This window comes from Bradyrhizobium sp. USDA 4506 (genome assembly GCF_054058795.1).
In genome coordinates this window covers 1,168,717-1,186,231 of the sequence record NZ_JBSSBM010000002.1, presented here as the reverse complement: position 1 = coordinate 1,186,231, position 17,515 = coordinate 1,168,717, and the positions used below count along the sequence as shown (strand labels likewise).

The following is a 17,515-nucleotide window of genomic DNA, read 5'->3' as shown; positions in this document are numbered from 1 at the left end:
CGCTTGCGCAAGGGGGTGGTATTGCGGGGTCGAAAAAGCCGGTGGGCAGCGTTAGGGCTCCCATTAAATTCACAAGCCGCGCCATTGGTTTATGGCAGCCGCTCGGATAGAACAACGAACGAGTCCCCATCGACGCAAAAGCGCCTTGGGATTGCCGCAACATCGAAGCAAGACGCTGCCCTGTGCCCGGTTTGGGCGCCCGCAGCGCAGTCGAACTGATCAAGGGTCCGGTCCTTTCAGATCATGCCGTCCCATTGGAAACAGAGGGTCCGGAACTTCTTCCTGGACCTCGATGCGCGTATCGACTCGACGCTGTTCTCGTCGGGCAAGGGCCTGCGCGAGCTCTACGAGCGCTATTCCACCTTCATGGACCGCTTCTATGTCGGCCGCTGGAAGCGCTGGGTGTTCATCGAGCCGCTGTCGGAGGCCGCAACCCTTGGGCTCGGCGGCATGATCCTGATGCTGACGCTCGCGATCCCCGCCTTCCGCGAGACCGCCGACGAGGACTGGCTGAAGAAGTCCGACCTCGCGGTGACGTTCCTCGACCGCTACGGCAACCCGATCGGCAGCCGCGGCATCAAGCACAATGACTCGATCCCGCTGGAAGATTTTCCGGACAATCTGATCAAGGCGACGCTCGCGACCGAGGACCGCCGCTTCTACGACCATTTCGGCATCGACGTGCCGGGCCTTGCCCGCGCGCTGGTCACCAACGCGCAGGCCGGCGGCGTCCGCCAGGGCGGTTCGTCGATCACCCAGCAGCTCGCCAAGAACCTGTTCCTGAACAACGAGCGCACCATCGAGCGCAAGGTGAAGGAAGCCTTCCTCGCGATCTGGCTGGAGACGCGGCTCACCAAGAACGAGATCCTGAAGCTCTATCTCGACCGCGCCTATATGGGCGGCGGCACCTTCGGCGTCGACGGCGCGGCACACTTCTACTTCAACAAGTCGGTGCGCGACGTGAATCTCGCGGAGGCCGCGATGCTCGCCGGCCTGTTCAAGGCGCCGACCAAATACGCCCCGCACATCAACCTGCCCGCGGCCCGCGCCCGCGCCAATGTCGTGCTCGACAACCTCGTCGATGCCGGCTTCATGACCGAGGGCCAGGTGTTCGGTGCCCGCCGCAATCCCGCGGTCGCGGTCGACCGGCGCGACGAGAACTCGCCGAACTACTATCTCGACTATGCCTTCGACGAGATGCGCAAGCTGGTCGACACCTTCCCGAAATCCTACACCGAGCGCGTCTTCGTGGTCCGCACCGCGATCGACATGAACGTGCAGAAGGCGGCCGAGGAAGCGATCGAGAACCAGCTGCGACAGTTCGGGCGCGACTATCACGCGACGCAGGCCGCGACCGTGGTGTCCGATCTCGACGGCGGCATCCGCGCCATGGTCGGCGGACGCGACTACGGTGCGAGCCAGTTCAACCGCGCCACGGACGCCTATCGCCAGCCGGGCTCATCGTTCAAACCCTATGTGTACACCACGGCGCTGCTGAACGGCTTCACGCCGAACTCGAAGATCGTGGACGGCCCGGTCTGCATCGGCAACTGGTGCCCGCAGAACTATGGCCATTCCTATTCGGGTCAGGTCACGCTGACGCAGGCGATCACCCGCTCGATCAACGTGGTGCCGGTCAAGCTCTCGATCATGATGGGCGGCAAGGAAGGGCCGAAGGCGGGCCGCGCCAAGATCGTCGAGGTCGCGCGCCGCTTCGGCCTCAAGGCGCCGCTGCCCGATACGCCGTCGCTGCCGATCGGCTCCGACGAAGTCACGGTGCTGGAGCACGCGGTTGCCTATGCGACCTTCCCGAACCGCGGCAAGGCAGTGACGCCGCATTCCGTGCTCGAGGTGCGCACCGGCGCCGGCGACCTGGTCTGGCGCTGGGACCGCGACGGTCCGAAGCCGCGGCAAGCCATTCCGCCGAACATCGCCGCCGATATGGCGGGCATGATGAGCCACGTGGTCAGCGAAGGCACCGCGCGCCGCGCCGCGCTCGACGGCATTCCGACCGCCGGCAAGACCGGCACCACCAACGCCTATCGCGACGCCTGGTTCGTCGGCTACACCGGCAACTTCACCTGCGCGGTCTGGTACGGCAATGACGACTATTCGCCGACCAACCGCATGACCGGCGGTTCGCTGCCGGCGCAGACCTGGCACGACATCATGGTCGCGGCGCATCAGGGCGTGGAGGTCAAGGAGCTGGTCGGCGTCGGCATGGGCCAGAAGCTGCCGCCGCAGCCGGCGCAGGCCAATGCCCAGGCCAACACGGCGCCGCGCGTATTGGAGACCAAGCCGGGCCCGCCGCCGGTTTTGACCAAGCGCGGCGCGGATATCCTGGTGCGGGTCGAGAAGCTGCTCGATGACGCCGCCAGGACCGCCGGCAAGACCACGCTGAACGAGTCCTCGAAGACCGGCAAGGCCGAGTCCTCGAGCGCGCTGGCGTTCCCCGAAAACTACGTTGCCGCGGCCGGGCCGGACGGCGCGACACCGGCACCGCCACGCAAGAACTAACGTGCGGCTCCTCCTCACCACTTTGCTGGCACTCGTCATCGCCACCGCCGTCGGCCTCGGCCTGACCTACGCGACGGCGACCCGCGGCACCGATCTCGGCACGCTGAAGATCGGCGCCTGGACCGCGCGGCCGAAGAGCGGCACCTCCGACGTCGATCCCTATTCGCGCGCCACCATCGCGCGCAGCGGCGAGCTGCCGATCGGCACCGGCGACGGCATCGCGTTCTCGGCGACCACAGACGACAAGAACAAGCCGCTCGACGGCCGCTGCGACATCGTGGTCAGCGGCGTGACGCCGGCGGCGCGGTTCTGGACGCTGACGCTGTTCGACCGCAAGGGGCACCTGGTCGCCAACACGCTGCAGCGCTACGGCTTCACCAGCCAGGAGATCATGCGCGCCTCCGACGGCACGTTCGAGATCCACATCGCCTCGCGCTCGCGCGCCGGCAACTGGCTGCCGACCGGCGGCATCGAGCGCTACGCGCTGATGCTGCGCCTTTACGATACGCCGGTCGGGGTCGCGACCCGCACGCAGCGCGACGCGCCGATGCCGTCGATCGCAACGACGGGTTGCCCATGATCCGCGTGCTGCTCACCATCCTCGCAGGCGTGCTGCTCGGCGGCGTGGTGCATCTCGTCAGCGTGCTGGCGCTGCCGCGCATCGCCTCGCAGGACGCCTATTCGCGGCTGACGCCGATGACCAAGCTCAACGAGGTGACGCAGCTGCCGCTGGCCGACCCGAGCCACTCGCCGATGCCGCTGATGGATCCGGCCTTCGCGGTGGCGATCTGCCGCTACGATCTCTCGACCGGGCCGCTCAAGCTCACCGTGCCGGTCAGCCAGGCCTATACGTCGGTGTCGTTCTATACCCGCAACGAGGTCGCCTATTACGCGATCAACGACCGCTCGGCCGGCAAGAAGGTGATCGAGCTCGACCTGATGACGGAAGCGCAGCACAACGAGCTGCCGGAGGACGAGGAAATCACCGCCGCCGACCGGCTGATCATCGACTCGCCGACCTCAACCGGCCTGATCCTCCTGAAGGCGCTGGCGCCGGAGCCCGGCCTGATGCCGCAGGCGCAGGCCTCGCTCGCCGCCTCCTCCTGCAAGGTGCAGACCGAGCCGGTCGCGGCCAAGCAGGAGGCGCCGCCGCCGCTGCCTGTGCCGGCCCCGCCGCCTGCGGCACGCAAGCGCTAGCTCGCGGCGAGCGCGTGCCGGCCGCAGCGGCAGGTCTCGTAGTCGACGGGATCGTGGCTGTTGACGATCGTCACATCAGCGCCATGCGCCGCCTTCAATTGCCGTAGCCGCTCCTGGTTCTGGATGCGCATCGCGCGATCCATGTCCGCCCGGCGCTGGAACATGCCGAGCACCAGCGGGATCCGCGGCCTGGCATCGAGCTGCGCGTGGTGGAAATAGGCGTCGCCGGCGTGCAGCAGCCACCTGACCTTGTCGCGCACCGCGATCCCGCAATGGCCGAGCGTGTGGCCCGGCAACGGGATCATCAGAATGTCCGGCTCGCGGTCGCCGAGCGCGCGCACGCCCTTGAAGCCGAACCAGTCCTCGCCGCCGGCACCATAGAACGCCCAGTCCGGCCCGTGCTGCCACTGCGCCGTGATGTAGCGCCCCTGCGGCGGCGTGACCTGATGCGTTACCGCCATGTCGTACTCCTTGCGATCGACGTGCACCTTGGCCTTCGGAAAGTCCGGCACGCCGCCGGCGTGATCGCGGTCGAGATGCGTCAGCAGCACATGGCGCACATCGTCCGGCGAGAAGCCGAGCGCCTTGACCTGCCGCACCGCCGTCTCGGCCGGATCGAGCCGCGGCGTCGTCTGCCGCACCCATTTGCGTCCGAGCCGCGGCGGGTCGCCGATATCGTCGAGCCCGATCCCGGTGTCGACCAGCACGAGGCCGTCATTGCTCTCGACCAGCAGGCAGTGACAGACCATCCGCGCCCGCTGGAAGATGCTGCCGCTGCCGTTCACGAGCCGCTTTCCGATCGGGCACATCGTGCCGGTGTTGAGATGGTGGATGCGCATGACAGGTCCTCCGCTGTAACAGGCGCAGACTTGCCACTCGCGTTTCCATAGGTAAAATATTGTCTTTCTATCCCTGTGATAGGATACACCTATGGATATCCGCGAACTCCGCTACTTCGCCGCGGTCTACCGCGAGCGCAATCTGACCGCCGCGGCGAAGCGCTGCTTCATCTCGCAGCCGTCGATCTCGGCGGCGATCACCAATCTCGAGGCCGAGCTAGGCACCACGCTGTTCATCCGGCACAAGAAGGGCATGGCCCCGACCGCCTCTGCCGCGCAGTTTCACGGCATCGCCCGCAGGATCATCGACGAGGCGGACGCGGCGCGAAACCTCTTCCGCAAGCCCGCGACGCGGCAGGCGCTGACGCTCGGCCTGTTGCGGACGCTCGATCAGGCCCGGACCATCGCGCTGCTGAAGCCGCTGACCGGCAATACCGATCTTGCGCTCCGGCTGGTCGGCGCCAGCGAGAAGGCCGACGCGCGGATCGTCGCCAAGACCATGGTCGGCGCCGGCGAGCACTTCATCCCGCTGTGGAGCGAGCGCTATGTCGCGGCACTGCCGCCCTCGCATCCCCTGACGCTGAAGGAGACGCTGCGGACCACCGACTTCGCCGGCGTTCCGATGATCGATCGCTGCCATTGCGAACAGCAGGAATTCTTCAAGCGTGCCTCACCGCCGCGCAAGCCGGTGGCGATCGCGGAATCCGAGGAGTGGGCGATGGCGCTGGTGGCGGCCGGGGTCGGCGTCGCCATCGTCCCCGAGGGCGTGGCGCGCGGCAATCCTGATGTCACGATGCGCGCGATCGATATCGACGTGACTCGCCAGGTCGGCCTCGCCTATCCCTCGGCCCACCCGCCCTCCGATGCGCTGAAGGCGTTCATTGCGAGCCTGCCGCGGCAAGCCAACAGTCGCCGGGTCAAATCGACGGCGAAGAAAACGAAGCGCGCCTAGACTAGCCCTTCGTCACCACGGCCTGGCCCGTGACCGGCGCGGAGATGAGCGGCGCATTGGCTGTGAGCCGGGCGAGCTCGTTGATCTGGCGTTCGGCGTCAGCCGCCATGCCGTCGGGCGCCTGGATCACCAGCCGCTCCAGCGCCCAGCGATAGGACGAGATCCGCCGCTCCAGGGCCTGCTGGACCCATTGCACGATCAGCGTGTTCTCTTCCATCCGCGCCACCGCGTCAGCCCGCTCGCGCGGCGACACGTCGGCGATCATGTGGAGGCTGGCATTGCGCTTGCGATCGAGCTCGATCACCTGGATCGCGGTGGCGAAGAACGGCTCGAAGCGGGTGATGTCGTCGCGCACCTCGTCGATCAGCAGCGAATAGCGCGAGGCGAACGAGCGATGCGGCTCGTCGATCAAATTGCGGCCATAGGCGGTGCGATCGAACACGACCCTCTGCCGCCACGGCGAGGGCAGCGGCTGGTAGTCGCCGAATACGCTCTTCCACGCCGGACGCGACAGCGGCGGCTCGATGAACTGATAGGCGAGGTCGCGCAGCTGACGTTCGTGTTCGGTGAGCTGGAATTGCGAGGCGTTCTTGCCGATGCTGCCGGTCGCCTCGGCACCGATCCAGCGATGCATGTCGTCGTTGCGGAAATCGGCGCGGGTGCGGCCGAAATCCCCGCCGCTGCAGCCGGCGAGCGCCGAGCCTGCCAGCAGCAGGATCAGCGCCGGGAGTGACCGCCGCGCGACGGTCCGCTGCACAAGCTCCGGCATTGCCCGATGTCCGCGATCAGGAGCGGCGTCGGCGACGGCGGCCCTGCGCAGTGCCCTGCTCCGGTCCGCGACCACCGCCGGTCTCCTCCGTCGTTCGCTCGATCCGGACGACGGGAAGGATCAGTACGGTCCCCATGCCTTCGCCGGCAGCACCGGCCATGCTCGGCCGCCGTGCAGCCGCATCCGCCGGAAACTCAACGATGGTGCCCATGTTCCGTTCTCTCTGGCCCCGCACGGACATGATTTGCCCCGCGCATGCCGAGTTAAGAACGCGCATGGTTAATGACATCTTAAGCCGCCGGCACGGACGGTTACGGATATGGCGCTGTGCCTTAATAGACACGCGCAAATTCGAGCATTCACCTTCACGGCTTGTTTTCCTTAACTGCCTCTTAAAACAGCCTGCGTAGGCTCGCTGCCACAAGGCTTTCAAACCGAAGTTCACTGGCAAGTCGCGTACGCCCGAGATGAGCGCAGCTCCGCTATTTCCTGGTTTCGATGGGCTGATGACGCTCTCCCGTCGCGAGGGCGTCGACATCCGCCCGACGCTGCTGCGCGTCCTGACCGACCTCTATGTGCAGGCGAGCGCCCACTCCGCCGATGAAGAGCGCCAGTTCGTCGAGTTGACGACGCGCCTGATCGACGAGGTCGACGACGCGACGCGTGCCGCGGTCCGCGCGCGGCTTGCGATCTATCCGGCGACGCCCGCCCGGATCGTGGACAAGCTCGGGCTGCGCCGCGTCGGTCCCGACCAGCCGATGCCGGCGGCCACGCCAATTCCCGCGCCCGCCCCGTCAGCGCTGCCGGCCAAGGTCCCGACCGAAGCCGAGCTGCGGATGGCCGCGAGCCTTGCCATGCGGCCAAACGATGCCGCCGAAATCTCCGACATGTTCTTTGCCGCCAGCACGAGGGAGCGCGCGCAGATCCTGCACAATCTGCAGGAGACGCCGCTGAAGGCTGCGGCGCGGATCCCGGCCGCGCGCGCCGCGCGCGCGATCCATATCCTGGAGATGGCAGCGTTTGCCGAGGACCTCGATAACTTCACGCTCGAACTCGGCGAGGCGCTGATCCTGCCGTCGCGGATCGCCGCGGACGTCGTCAACGATCCCGGCGGCGAGCCGCTCGCCTGCGCGATGCGGGCGCTTGACGTGTCGAGCGCCGCGTTCCAGCGGATCCTGATGTTCCTCAATCCGGAAGCCGGCTCCTCGGTCAACTACGTCTATCGGCTGTCGCGGCTCTACGATCGCCTGAGCGAGCGCTCGGCGTTGGTGATGCTGGCGGCGTGGCGCGGCTCGACCATGGCGGTGGCCCGCGCCAGGTATCGCTCGTCGCTCTATGACGATGAGCGCCATCGCGTGCGCGCGACATCCTCGCAGACGCGCCCCGCGTTGCAACCCGGCAGCGCGCCCGCTGTCCGAAATCAGAAGTCTGGAAGTTAGCCCTTGGCCAGATCGAGGAAGTGCCGCCCGGCACGGTCCTCGGTCTCGACGATCCAGGCATCGGGATCGAAGCGGAGCTCCTTGGTCAAGCGCTCCTCGAGAGACGGCTCGGATACCGGCTGTGGTGCGGTCGGCACGAACAGCCGCTCGACCGGACGGCTGTCGTCATAGACCGTCTGCGGCGCCGGCGCATACAGCATCGCGTTGCCGTCCATCAGCGCCACCTTGACGAACACGGCCCCGGCTTCCTCGGCGCCCTTCTTGCGGACCGCGCCGAACACGCCCTCGGTCTGGCAGCGGCGCAGATACGCCGCGACCCAAATGCTTGTTTTCAATCGCATGCGCCGACCTATAAGCCAGCGGCGCGGTCACGTCCAATTGTCACAGATGTCGTCACGCCGCGGCGGGTTGACCGAACCAATCGTCACCCATATCCTTGCATCCGCGGTGCAAGCCGCGCCCGGGTCCACGGGAAGGGTTGAACCCACTTGCATCAATTGAGCGGCCACCCAAGCCTTTGTGCAGCCGGTTTTGTGGACCATCGGCGATGATGCACGGAGGTTTCCATGGACCGATCGCCCGCGCGATTGAATCTCGATCATCTGAAGAAGCAGGCCAAGGAACTCATTCGCCTTTATCGGCGGCAGGCGCCAGAGGCCTACGCGCGTTTCCGGCATGCGCTTCCGGCTGCGGCCGGGCGCAGCGACGCTCAAATCGCCGCGCTTGATCTGCGGCTGCACGATGCGCAGTCCTGCGTGGCGCGCGATCTCGGCTTCGCCTCCTGGCCGGACCTGCGGCGCTATGTCGACGCACAATTGCCGCTTGGTAAAAGCAAGGCCGATCGCGTGCGGCGATGGCTGCAGCTGGTCTATGCCGCGGACGTCGCCGGCACCACCGACCGCGCCAATCCGCGCGTTGCGGCGCGGATGCTCACCGAGGATTCCAGTCTTGTCGCCGACGATCCCTATCTCGCCTGCGCCATCGGTGACGAGGAGACAGTGCAACGCACCGCCAACGACGATCCCACATGGGTCAACCGTCCCGGCGGTCCGTTCAAACTGCCGCCGCTGGTCGCCGTGACGCATTCCAGCCTGCTGCAGATTCCGGAATTTGAGGCGCGGCTGCATCGCTGCGCACGCCTGCTGCTGCAGGCCGGCGCCGATCCCGACCAGCACATCAGCAGCCGCTGGCCGCCCGGAACGCTCGACGCACCCGATGACAGCAATCCGCTGTCAGCGCTGTACGGCGCCGCCGGCCGCAACCACGATCTCGAACTGACCAGACTGTTGCTCGAAGCGGGCGCCAATCCGAACGACAATGAATCGCTCTACCACTCGCTCGAAGGCTCGGTGACGACTGGCCTGCTGCTTGAGCATGGCGCACGGATCGCCGGCACCAACGCGATGTACAAGGTGCTCGATGACGAGAACGTGGCGGCGCTCGACCTGCTGCTGCGGCACGGCGGCAATCCAAACGAACCCGCCGGCAACGCGCCGCTGACCGAATGCGGCTCGCCGTTGCTGTGGGCGATCCGCCGGCGGCGGTCGCGAACCTGCATCGCGATACTGCTCGACGCCGGCGCAGATCCGCGCATCACAACACCAGGCGGGCTCAGCGCCTACCGCTACGCATTGCAGTTCGGACTGACCGATGTCGCCGAGTTGCTGCGCGAACGCACCGGCGATGAGACGCTTGCCGATGATGAGCGGTTCGTCGCGGCGTGCAGCAGTGGTGACGAGAGCGAGGCGCGGCGAATCCAGGCTGGTCGGCCCGATCTTCCGGGTTCACTTTCACCGCAGCAATTGCGGTTGCTTCCGGAGCTCGCCGCGGCAAGCGGCGACGATGCAGTGCGGCTGATGGTCGAGCTCGGCTGGCCGATCACGGTGCGTGGCGGCGACTGGGATGCGTCGGCGCTCAATCACGCGGTGTTCCGCGGCAATGCCGGCCTGACGCGATTCCTGCTCGAGCACGGCGCGGAGTGGACCGAGCAGCACGGCTTCGGCGACAACACGTCCGGCTCCTTGTCATGGGCCTCCTGCAACGAGCCGGTCAGCGGCGGCGACTGGGTGGGTTGCGCGCAGGCCCTGCTCGATCACGGGATGCCGCGCGCTATTCCGGATCGCGACGATCCGGAATGGGTGCTGGTGGCCGGACGCAGGAAGCTGTTCTCCGACGAGGTCAGGGACGTTCTGCTGGGCGATGCGCCTTAACTCGTCATGGCCGGGCTTGTCCCGGCCATCCCCGTCTTGGCTGCAACAAGTCTCAAAGACGTCAATGCCCGGGATAAGCCCGGGCATGACGAATACGCATTCAATGCCTTCGCAGAGAGACGACTACTCGATCGAATGGCCGATCATCGCGCCGAGCTCGCGTACCAGGCGATCGGACATCTGACCGGTCACCGGCAGCTTGCGGGCGCGTTCGAACTTCGCGATCGCGTGCTGGGTATCGGCGCCGATCGTGCCGGTCGGCTTGAGCTGGCCGTAGCCATACTCCGTTAGCGTACGCTGGACTGCGGCGATGCGTTTGCCGGCCGGGCTCAGATGCTGTGTCGGAATCGACGCCGGCGGACGAATGACGCTGGACGGCGCGGCGGCCGGGGACGGTGCTGCGGCCGGCGGCGCAGTGGTCGATTTCAGCACCAGATTGGCCATCGGATCGACCGGCTTGGCCTCGACCTTGGGTTCTGCCGGCTTGGCTTCGACGGACCTGGTCTCGGCCGGCCTGGTCTCCACCGGCTTCACGTCGACGGGCTTGCTCGGCTCCATGGCGGCCGGCTCAATCGATCGGGCAGCCGCCTCGGCCGGACGCGGGCGCGGTATCGGGCTGGTGGCCGCGGCAACCGGGGCCGGCGGCGGCAGCGTCACAACCGAACCGCCGAACATCGGCGACGGATGACGGCCCGCCTGCAGGAACAGCGCATTGATCAGGATCGCAACGATGGCAGACGTCGCCAGCACGCCGGCGACCAGATCCTTCGGACTGTGCAGCAGCAGGCGCAGGACGAGGCCACGTTCCTCCTCGGCCGCGATGGCCACTGCCTTGGCGCCGCGGCGACGGCGCGGCGTTTCATCGTCATCCAAAGTCTGTCTAGGCACTCTTCTTCACCTGATGGGTTTGCTCTTGTAGTCCGGAACGCAGCGCGGGCTTCAGGGTCGAGACATTGCTGGACGGCTCGACGGCGGCGGGCGGGGTGAACGCCAGCGGCAGCGCGACCGATACAATGGTGCCCTCGCCCACCTTGCTCTCCACATTGATTTCGCCGTGGTGCAGGCCGACCAGCCCCTTCACGATGGAAAGACCAAGACCGGTGCCCTCGTGGCGGCGCTGATAAGTCTTGCCGGCCTGGAAGAACGGATCGCCGATCCGCTTGAGATCATCGGCGGCGATGCCGACGCCAGTGTCCGAGACACGCAGCACCAGCCGCGATCCCTCGACGCCGGCCGACACGGTAACCTTGCCGCCGCGCTCGGTGAACTTGATGGCGTTCGAGACCAGATTGAGCACGATCTGCTTGAACGCGCGCGGATCGCCGTTCACGATCGGCAGATCGTCGGGCACCCGGGTGACGAGATCGACGCCACTCTCGCGCGCCTTCAACGCCACAAGATTGCAGCAATTGAGCAGCGCCGGCCGCGGCGCAAACGGCTCCGGCGAAATCTCGAAATTGCCGGACTCCATCTTCGACATGTCGAGGATGCCGTTGACGACCGACAGCAGATGCTGGCCGGAATCGTTGATCAGCTGCGCGTATTCCTTGCGGCGGGCCACGTCGAGGCCGAGCACGTCTTCCTGCGCGATCATCTCGGAGAAGCCGATGATGGCGTTGAGCGGGGTGCGCAGTTCGTGGCTCATGGTGGCCAGGAAGCGCGTCTTCGACGCATCGGCCTGCTCGGCCACGTTGCGCGCCTGTTCGAGCGCCTGCTCCTGCACCTTGCGATCGGTCACGTCGCGGATCACGGCGACGACCTCGGCATCGGCGGCGGCCTGATCGAGCGGGCGGCAGCGCATCTCGGCCCAGATGAATTCGGCGACGGCTTCGCCCCGCGCACCGTCACGGCGCACGCGGAACTCGACGCTGCGGGAGTCACCGCGCGCGGCGTCCGACAGCGCCGTGAGATAGGCCGGGCGATCGGCGACATGAACGCGGTCGAACAGGCCATGGCCCAACAGCCGCGATGCCGGCACGCCGAGCATGTTCTCGGCCGCGGGCGAAATGAAGCGCACCGCGCCGTTGCGGCTGTGCCGCGACAGCACGTCGCTCATGTTATGCGCGAGCAGGCGGTAGCGCTCTTCCTCGACATAGAGCAGCGCCACGCTGGTGCGCGCCAGCGACTCCGCACCGAAGGCGAGCCCGGCGGCGTAGAAGATCGCCGACACGACGCCGAAACCGACCAGCGTGCTGTTCGAAGCAACCGCGGGATCGACGACCGGCAGTACATGATAATGGCCGAGCACGCTCAGCAGCGCCGCGCAGATCATCGCCAGCGCGAACGCAAACGCCACCACACGCCGCGAGGCCGACAGCGCCGCCTCGATCGGAATCACGACGAGCCACACGGCGGCGAACGAGGCGATGCCGCCGGTCGTCGCCGCGATCATCATCACGAGACCGGCGAGCGCCAGCGACGACAGCACATGCGCGCCTTCATAGCGGCCGGTGCGCGACAGGAACCACGACAGCAGAATCGGCGCGATCAGCCAGGCGAATGCCGCGACCTCGATCGCCGTCGGCGCGCCGCGCATCGCAAGAAAGGCAGGGAACGAGGCAAGCGCCGCCAGGCTGCCGAGCAGCCGCGGCGCCATGAAGGCACGATGGCGCGCACGCGTCAGCGCATCATATTGCGCCGACGGATGCAGCAGCGCATCCAGGCAATCGCGGATCAGACTCAAACTACTCACAGCACTCGCGCTTCGGCTCAATCGTCAACACAGACGCGCCGGAACGCCTCCTTCGTGATTGCAGGTCAACGTGTCAGAGCGAACTTAAGCGAACGCTAAGGCTGGGCGGCCTGCCGCCAAACACCGTGCATTGGAGTGGGTTTGACCCGCTATTCACCGGCCATTTGTCGGGGATGGTGAACGGCTGGTTTCCGGATGCGACATTCTATGGTTTCGAAATGGTGGACGGGGCGAATCCTGCGTATCCGGCGCGCGTCGGCCGCCATCAATCGAAAATTTACGGCGAATCAATTCAGGCGAATTTTCCGCGATTTTTCGGCGGATTTACTTCAATGCAGATACTTCCGATTTATCGACCGATGCTAACTCTCAAGGCCAATAGCGGCATCGACCGCGCAAGAAGCAAGACAAGACAGACGACCGGGATCGCGCCATGTTCTTCCTGCTGCGTTTGGCATTCTGGCTCGGGCTTGTGCTCGTGCTGCTGCCGAGAGACAAAACACCCGAAGCGGACAAGGCGCCGCAGATCAGCGCGTCGGACGCGGTGTCGGCCGCGACCGCGACGATCAACGACATGGGTCAGTTCTGCAAGCGCCAGCCGTCCGCCTGCGAGGTCGGCGGCCAGGCCGCGACCGCGATCGGCCAGCGCGCGACCGACGGGGCGCGCAAGCTCTACCAGATCATCACCGACAAGAAGCCACCCGACCATACCGGCTCGATCAGCCAGGACGAGACCGATTCAGCCACCGCGTTCCGCGACACGCTGACCGCGGAGGATCAGTCGATCGAATTCCGCCTGCCGCCGACGCCGTGAGCGGAAACCAAAGCGCTGTCGAGCGAGGCAGGCACCGGTTCGCGTGAAGAAAACGCGTCAAAACAGCCGGGAACCGGTTCCATTTTCATCGCTTTCGCGGCCCGCCTTCCTATATAAGCCGGCAAGGACAGGACGCGGGCCACGATGACGACGATCGACGAAATCAGGGACAATTTTGCGCTGCTGGACGAGTGGGACGACCGTTACCGCTATGTCATCGAGCTCGGCCGCACGCTCGAACCGTTGTCGGAGGCGGAGCACTCGGCCGAGAACAAGGTGCAGGGCTGCGTCAGCCAGGTCTGGCTGTCGAAGCGGATCGAGCGCGATGCCAACGGCGAACCGCGCCTGATCTATATCGGCGACAGCGACGCCCACATCGTGCGCGGCCTGGTCGCGATCGTGCTGACGCTGTTTTCCGGGCAAACGCCCAAGGAAATCCTCGGCACCGACGCGCTCGCGCTGTTCGACGAATTCGGCTTCCGCGACCATCTGACGCCGCAGCGCTCCAACGGCCTGCGCTCGATGGTCGACCGCATCCGCAACGATGCGCGCGAGGCGCTGGCGTCCGCCGCGTAGATCTTTACTTCCGCTTCCGCGCCTGCTGACCGAGACCCATCTTCTTGGCGAGCTGCGATCGCGCCACCGCATAGTTCGGCGCCACCATCGGATAGTCGGCCGGCAGGCCCCATTTGTCGCGATACTGCTCCGGGGTCATGTTGTACTGGGTGCGCAGATGGCGCTTCAGCGACTTGAAGCGCTTGCCGTCCTCGAGGCACACCAGATATTCGGGCGTGATCGACTTCTTCATCGACACCGCAGGCTTGGCCGGCTCGCTCGGCGTGTCGTTGCGTCCGCTCGACACCCGCAGCAAAGCGGAGTGGACCTGGCTGATCAGGTTCGGAATGTCCGAGGCCGGCGTCGGATTGTTGCTGAGATAGGCCGAAACGATGTTGGCGGTCAGCTCGACCGGCGTTTTGCCTGACGTATCGGACATGGCTCAATCTTCCCCGTGCTATCGGCAGCCCGGCGCCCACCGGACAGTATCCATGCGCAGCAATACATTAATGGAATCGCGTACTACTTTGCGAATATGCACGAATTGCAGCAAATCTGACAACAACGGCCGCGTTTCCGGCTACGGGCCGGCCGCGCGCAAGTATTGGCCCGGATCTTAAGGCCGCTGCTCCAGATGCGACCTGAGCTCGTCGATCGAGGCAAATCGCATCATGCCCTCCGGCATCTGCGCCTCGATTGATCCGTCCGAATAGAGCGAATAGGCCATGCCGTCGACGACGCCGGATTTGAGCACGGTCACCGGCGGCTGCTCCTGGGGCGGCGGCGGATGGCCCGACGACGGCGAGGCGGCGGCGGCCGACTGGGCCTCGCCGAAGGTGGATGGCGTCCGGGGGCCGCGCCGCGGGGCGACGTCGACCGGCCGCGGCCGGTCGGTCTTCGGCCAGGCATCGTCGAAGGTTGCCGACGCCGGTTCGGCCGAACCACCCGGATTCGGACGCAGTTCCGGCGACAACAGATCCGGCGTGAGCGGCTCGGCGGCACGCCCCTGGCTCCGCTCGCGCTCCTTGCGCGAGGAGGAAAACAGCAGATTGCGCCGCTTGGGCGGCGCAGCGCCATCCGCGGGCGCGGCCGCCGGTGCGGGCGGCGGCACCTCGCCTGATGCGCCGCGCGAGGCGATCTCGTCGTGCCAGGGCGGCGGCGCCGCGGGAGCGGATGGCGGGAACGCTGGAGCCAGCGGCGGAGGCGCCGAGACCTTCGGCTCAGGCGGCGGGAACACCGGATCGTCGGGAGTGCCGCGCGGGGAAGTTGCAGACGGCGACCCGGACCGCAGACCCACCGCCACGACGGCATCGAGCCGGTCGCCCATGGCCTGGAGTTCGCGAAGGATGGCGGCAAGGGCCAGAACAAGCACGCCGGTACATGCGCCGGTCACGCCTGTTGCGATCAACGTGCCGCCGACGCTGAATTCCTTGTTTGGAATTCCGAGGCCGATCGCCGCCAAGCCCGCCACGACCAGGCCCGCGCCGACGACCAACAGACCAACCTTCATCGAACTAACCCCCGGGAGACCCGACCGAAAATCGGCGCGGGCCACCAACGCCACGATACCGTCATATTGCCCACACCGCCAACCGCCAATTGTAGACAGAGTTCCCTAAAATCCCGCTTAACCAAGCCGCGATGCGCTACTTCACCGCGGCCGCAGTGACTGTCGGGCAGCCAGCTCCCGTAGATTTACTGGCTACGAATTGCTGCCAATTTATTGCAACGCATCTGGGAAATTACGCCACAATTACCAATTACTCGGAAACGGAACTGCGCTATGGATGCCGGGGAATGAGGCCCTAAAGCGCCAATCTGGGCCACAGGCACGCCGGTATCACTAGCTATGTCATCGATTACGACGTCTGCCCTCGAGGCGCCTGCGCGGCGCTCGGTGGAGAAGACCTGCGACGATCTCGCTGTCCTCGTCCTCGGCGTGGTCGCCGTGGTCGCCGGTTTGACGTTCCGCGATTACGGTCTGGGCTGGGACGATTACACCCACGCTGAATATGCCGACCTCCTGCTGCGCATGTACGAGTCCGGGTTCAAGGACACCGGCGCGCTGTCGTTTGCCAATCTGTATATGTACGGCGGCGGCTTCGATATGGCCGCGGCCCTGCTGCACAAGATCATTCCGCTCGAACTGTTCGAGACGCGCCGCCTGCTCGGCGCGATCGTCGGCGTTATCGGCCTTGCGGTGACCTGGCGCCTGGCGCGCCGCGTCGGCGGCCCGCTGGCGGGACTGGCGGCGCTGCTGCTGCTGGCGCTGTGCCCGACCTTCTACGGCCACATGTTCATGAATCCGAAGGATGCGCCGTTCGCCGTGGCGATGGTGGTCCTGATCATGGGCCTGGTCCGCCTGATCGAGGAATATCCGGCGCCCTCGCCGCGCACCATCCTGATCGTCGGCCTGGGCGCCGGCCTGTCGATCGGCTGCCGCGTGCTTGGCGGGCTCGCATTGATCTACGCCGTGGTCGGCTTCGTCCCGCTCCTGATCGAGGAATTCCGCAAGCAGGGCCCGCGCGAGGCGACCCACCGCTTTGCCCATGTCGTCTATGTGCTGCTGCCGGGACTTGTGCTGGGCTATCTCGTGATGGGCCTGATCTGGCCGTGGTCGATCATGGAGCCCGGACATCCGCTCGAAGCGGTGACCTATTTCTCGCACTTCTTCGAGAAACCGTGGAAGGAGATGTTCGACGGCGCGCTGGTGTCGGTGCCGGACATGCCGTGGTCCTATCTGCCCACCTTGTTCGCGCTGCAGCTTCCCGAAGTGCTGCTGGTGCTGCTGGCAGCCGCCGTCGTCATCACCTTGATGTCGCTGTCGCGCTACGACGTCACCGCAAAGCGCAAGTCGATCATGCTGATGCTGACGCTGGCGGCGACGCTGCCGCTGGCGATCGCGATGGTGAAGCGGCCGGCGCTCTATAACGGCATCCGTCACTTCATCTTCGTGATTCCGCCGATGACGGTGCTGGCCGGCATCGCATTCGCGCGCGGCATGGACTGGCTCGGCGAGAACCGCCGGGCCTGGCAGCCCGCGGCGCTCGCCATGTTCGCGTTCGGCCTCTTGCTGCCGCTCAGCGAAATGATCCGCCTGCATCCGTATCAGTACACGCACTTCAACCACATCGCCGGCACGGTGCGTACCGCGGACAACTTCTTCATGCTGGACTATTGGGGCCTGGCGCTGAAGCAGGCATCCGACGGGCTGCGCGAGCAGCTGGCGGAGCGGCAGGAAGTGCCGCCGCAGAACCGCAAGTGGAAGGTCGCGGTGTGCGGACCGCAGCGCCCCGCGCAGGTCGCGCTCGGCCCTGATTTCACGATCGGATGGGACAGCAATGCCGCCGACTTCGCGATGACACTCGGCGAATTCTACTGCAAGGGGCTGGCCGCGCCGGTCATGGTCGAGATCAAGCGCGACGACGTCGTGTTCGCCCGCGTCTACGACATCCGCGGCCGCAGCATCTCGAGCCTGCTGGCGATCCCAGCGCCGTAACGCATCACGCTGCCCACTGACGATTGCCGTTC

Annotated in this window: 17 protein-coding genes; 9 read left to right on the top strand and 8 right to left on the bottom strand. The window is 66.3% G+C overall.

Going from position 1 to position 17,515, the window contains the following annotated elements; all coding sequences use genetic code 11:
• Positions 1-243: 243 nt before the first annotated feature.
• From ACVIHF_RS07810 to ACVIHF_RS07800, 3 genes are read left to right on the top strand one after another with little or no spacing between them, the layout of a single operon-like run.
• Complete coding sequence (locus ACVIHF_RS07810) at positions 244-2,517, top strand: transglycosylase domain-containing protein (protein ID WP_253609526.1); 2,274 nt, start codon at positions 244-246, stop codon at positions 2,515-2,517.
• Between the two features lies 1 nt (position 2,518).
• Positions 2,519-3,097: a DUF1214 domain-containing protein gene (locus ACVIHF_RS07805; protein WP_016841830.1), complete on the top strand. Its 579-nt coding sequence runs from the start codon at positions 2,519-2,521 to the stop codon at positions 3,095-3,097.
• Positions 3,094-3,714, top strand: a complete 621-nt coding sequence (locus ACVIHF_RS07800) for a DUF1254 domain-containing protein (RefSeq protein ID WP_057020197.1) — start codon at positions 3,094-3,096, stop codon at positions 3,712-3,714. The genes ACVIHF_RS07805 and ACVIHF_RS07800 overlap by 4 nt, the downstream gene beginning before the upstream one ends.
• Here the strand turns inward: ACVIHF_RS07800 and ACVIHF_RS07795 are convergent.
• Positions 3,711-4,553, bottom strand: a complete 843-nt coding sequence (locus tag ACVIHF_RS07795; RefSeq protein ID WP_456791882.1) for an MBL fold metallo-hydrolase — start codon at positions 4,551-4,553, stop codon at positions 3,711-3,713. The genes ACVIHF_RS07800 and ACVIHF_RS07795 overlap by 4 nt on opposite strands.
• Before the next feature lie 91 nt (positions 4,554-4,644).
• Between ACVIHF_RS07795 and ACVIHF_RS07790 the strand changes: the two genes are divergently transcribed.
• A complete protein-coding gene (locus tag ACVIHF_RS07790; RefSeq protein WP_225641820.1) occupies positions 4,645-5,505 on the top strand; it encodes a LysR family transcriptional regulator in 861 nt (286 codons plus the stop codon).
• 1 nt (position 5,506) lies between these two features.
• Here the strand turns inward: ACVIHF_RS07790 and ACVIHF_RS07785 are convergent, their stop codons facing one another.
• Positions 5,507-6,274 (bottom strand): hypothetical protein, encoded by a 768-nt coding sequence (locus ACVIHF_RS07785; protein WP_038379546.1) that lies wholly within the window; start codon positions 6,272-6,274, stop codon positions 5,507-5,509.
• A 16-nt stretch (positions 6,275-6,290) separates the two neighbouring features.
• Positions 6,291-6,485: a hypothetical protein gene (locus ACVIHF_RS07780; protein ID WP_024579523.1), complete on the bottom strand. Its 195-nt coding sequence runs from the start codon at positions 6,483-6,485 to the stop codon at positions 6,291-6,293.
• A gap of 295 nt (positions 6,486-6,780) precedes the next feature.
• On the opposite strand from ACVIHF_RS07780, the gene ACVIHF_RS07775 reads away from it, so the two are divergent.
• Positions 6,781-7,713, top strand: a complete 933-nt coding sequence (locus ACVIHF_RS07775) for a DUF2336 domain-containing protein (RefSeq protein WP_156436513.1) — start codon at positions 6,781-6,783, stop codon at positions 7,711-7,713.
• Here ACVIHF_RS07775 and ACVIHF_RS07770 read toward each other — a convergent pair.
• Positions 7,710-8,054 (bottom strand): DUF1491 family protein, encoded by a 345-nt coding sequence (locus ACVIHF_RS07770; protein ID WP_456791881.1) that lies wholly within the window; start codon positions 8,052-8,054, stop codon positions 7,710-7,712. The two genes, ACVIHF_RS07775 and ACVIHF_RS07770, sit on opposite strands and share 4 nt — an antisense overlap.
• 225 nt (positions 8,055-8,279) lie before the next feature.
• On the opposite strand from ACVIHF_RS07770, the gene ACVIHF_RS07765 reads away from it, so the two are divergent.
• Entirely contained in the window at positions 8,280-9,923 is a 1,644-nt protein-coding gene (locus ACVIHF_RS07765) for an ankyrin repeat domain-containing protein (RefSeq protein WP_253609528.1), read from the top strand.
• 123 nt (positions 9,924-10,046) lie between these two features.
• Here ACVIHF_RS07765 and ACVIHF_RS07760 read toward each other — a convergent pair whose 3' ends face one another.
• Together ACVIHF_RS07760 and ACVIHF_RS07755 are read right to left on the bottom strand one after the other, a co-directional pair.
• Entirely contained in the window at positions 10,047-10,811 is a 765-nt protein-coding gene (locus tag ACVIHF_RS07760; protein WP_253609529.1) for a peptidoglycan-binding domain-containing protein, read from the bottom strand.
• Entirely contained in the window at positions 10,804-12,615 is a 1,812-nt protein-coding gene (locus tag ACVIHF_RS07755) for a PAS domain-containing sensor histidine kinase (protein ID WP_253609530.1), read from the bottom strand. Before ACVIHF_RS07755 ends, ACVIHF_RS07760 begins: the two co-directional genes overlap by 8 nt.
• Before the next feature lie 433 nt (positions 12,616-13,048).
• Here ACVIHF_RS07755 and ACVIHF_RS07750 point away from each other — a divergent pair, with 433 nt between their 5' ends.
• Together ACVIHF_RS07750 and ACVIHF_RS07745 are read left to right on the top strand one after the other, a co-directional pair.
• Positions 13,049-13,429 (top strand): DUF5330 domain-containing protein, encoded by a 381-nt coding sequence (locus tag ACVIHF_RS07750; RefSeq protein WP_253609531.1) that lies wholly within the window; start codon positions 13,049-13,051, stop codon positions 13,427-13,429.
• Positions 13,430-13,573: 144 nt separating this feature from the next.
• On the top strand, positions 13,574-14,005 hold the full coding sequence (locus tag ACVIHF_RS07745) for a SufE family protein (protein ID WP_141343262.1): 432 nt from the start codon (positions 13,574-13,576) through the stop codon (positions 14,003-14,005).
• 4 nt (positions 14,006-14,009) lie between these two features.
• On the opposite strand, the gene ACVIHF_RS07740 is transcribed toward ACVIHF_RS07745, so the two are convergent.
• Together ACVIHF_RS07740 and ACVIHF_RS07735 are read right to left on the bottom strand one after the other, a co-directional pair.
• A complete protein-coding gene (locus tag ACVIHF_RS07740) occupies positions 14,010-14,423 on the bottom strand; it encodes a MucR family transcriptional regulator (RefSeq protein ID WP_057015640.1) in 414 nt (137 codons plus the stop codon).
• A gap of 177 nt (positions 14,424-14,600) precedes the next feature.
• On the bottom strand, positions 14,601-15,494 hold the full coding sequence (locus tag ACVIHF_RS07735; RefSeq protein ID WP_253609532.1) for a DUF308 domain-containing protein: 894 nt from the start codon (positions 15,492-15,494) through the stop codon (positions 14,601-14,603).
• Positions 15,495-15,833: 339 nt separating this feature from the next.
• Between ACVIHF_RS07735 and ACVIHF_RS07730 the strand changes: the two genes are divergently transcribed.
• The gene (locus tag ACVIHF_RS07730; RefSeq protein ID WP_253609533.1) at positions 15,834-17,483 is read left to right on the top strand and encodes a glycosyltransferase family 39 protein; all 1,650 of its coding nucleotides are present in this window, start codon (positions 15,834-15,836) and stop codon (positions 17,481-17,483) included.
• Positions 17,484-17,515 lie beyond the last annotated feature (32 nt).

Excerpts from the sequence above, each read along its gene's own strand:
- ACVIHF_RS07810 (WP_253609526.1), top strand. The coding sequence starts at position 244 with ATGCCGTCCCATTGGAAACAGAGGGTCCGGAACTTCTTCCTGGACCTC.
- ACVIHF_RS07800 (WP_057020197.1), top strand. The coding sequence starts at position 3,094 with ATGATCCGCGTGCTGCTCACCATCCTCGCAGGCGTGCTGCTCGGCGGC.
- ACVIHF_RS07795 (WP_456791882.1), bottom strand. The coding sequence starts at position 4,553 with ATGCGCATCCACCATCTCAACACCGGCACGATGTGCCCGATCGGAAAG.
- ACVIHF_RS07790 (WP_225641820.1), top strand. The coding sequence starts at position 4,645 with ATGGATATCCGCGAACTCCGCTACTTCGCCGCGGTCTACCGCGAGCGC.
- ACVIHF_RS07785 (WP_038379546.1), bottom strand. The coding sequence starts at position 6,274 with ATGCCGGAGCTTGTGCAGCGGACCGTCGCGCGGCGGTCACTCCCGGCG.
- ACVIHF_RS07780 (WP_024579523.1), bottom strand. The coding sequence starts at position 6,485 with ATGGGCACCATCGTTGAGTTTCCGGCGGATGCGGCTGCACGGCGGCCG.
- ACVIHF_RS07775 (WP_156436513.1), top strand. The coding sequence starts at position 6,781 with ATGACGCTCTCCCGTCGCGAGGGCGTCGACATCCGCCCGACGCTGCTG.
- ACVIHF_RS07770 (WP_456791881.1), bottom strand. The coding sequence starts at position 8,054 with ATGCGATTGAAAACAAGCATTTGGGTCGCGGCGTATCTGCGCCGCTGC.
- ACVIHF_RS07765 (WP_253609528.1), top strand. The coding sequence starts at position 8,280 with ATGGACCGATCGCCCGCGCGATTGAATCTCGATCATCTGAAGAAGCAG.
- ACVIHF_RS07750 (WP_253609531.1), top strand. The coding sequence starts at position 13,049 with ATGTTCTTCCTGCTGCGTTTGGCATTCTGGCTCGGGCTTGTGCTCGTG.
- ACVIHF_RS07745 (WP_141343262.1), top strand. The coding sequence starts at position 13,574 with ATGACGACGATCGACGAAATCAGGGACAATTTTGCGCTGCTGGACGAG.
- ACVIHF_RS07740 (WP_057015640.1), bottom strand. The coding sequence starts at position 14,423 with ATGTCCGATACGTCAGGCAAAACGCCGGTCGAGCTGACCGCCAACATC.
- ACVIHF_RS07735 (WP_253609532.1), bottom strand. The coding sequence starts at position 15,494 with ATGAAGGTTGGTCTGTTGGTCGTCGGCGCGGGCCTGGTCGTGGCGGGC.
- ACVIHF_RS07730 (WP_253609533.1), top strand. The coding sequence starts at position 15,834 with ATGTCATCGATTACGACGTCTGCCCTCGAGGCGCCTGCGCGGCGCTCG.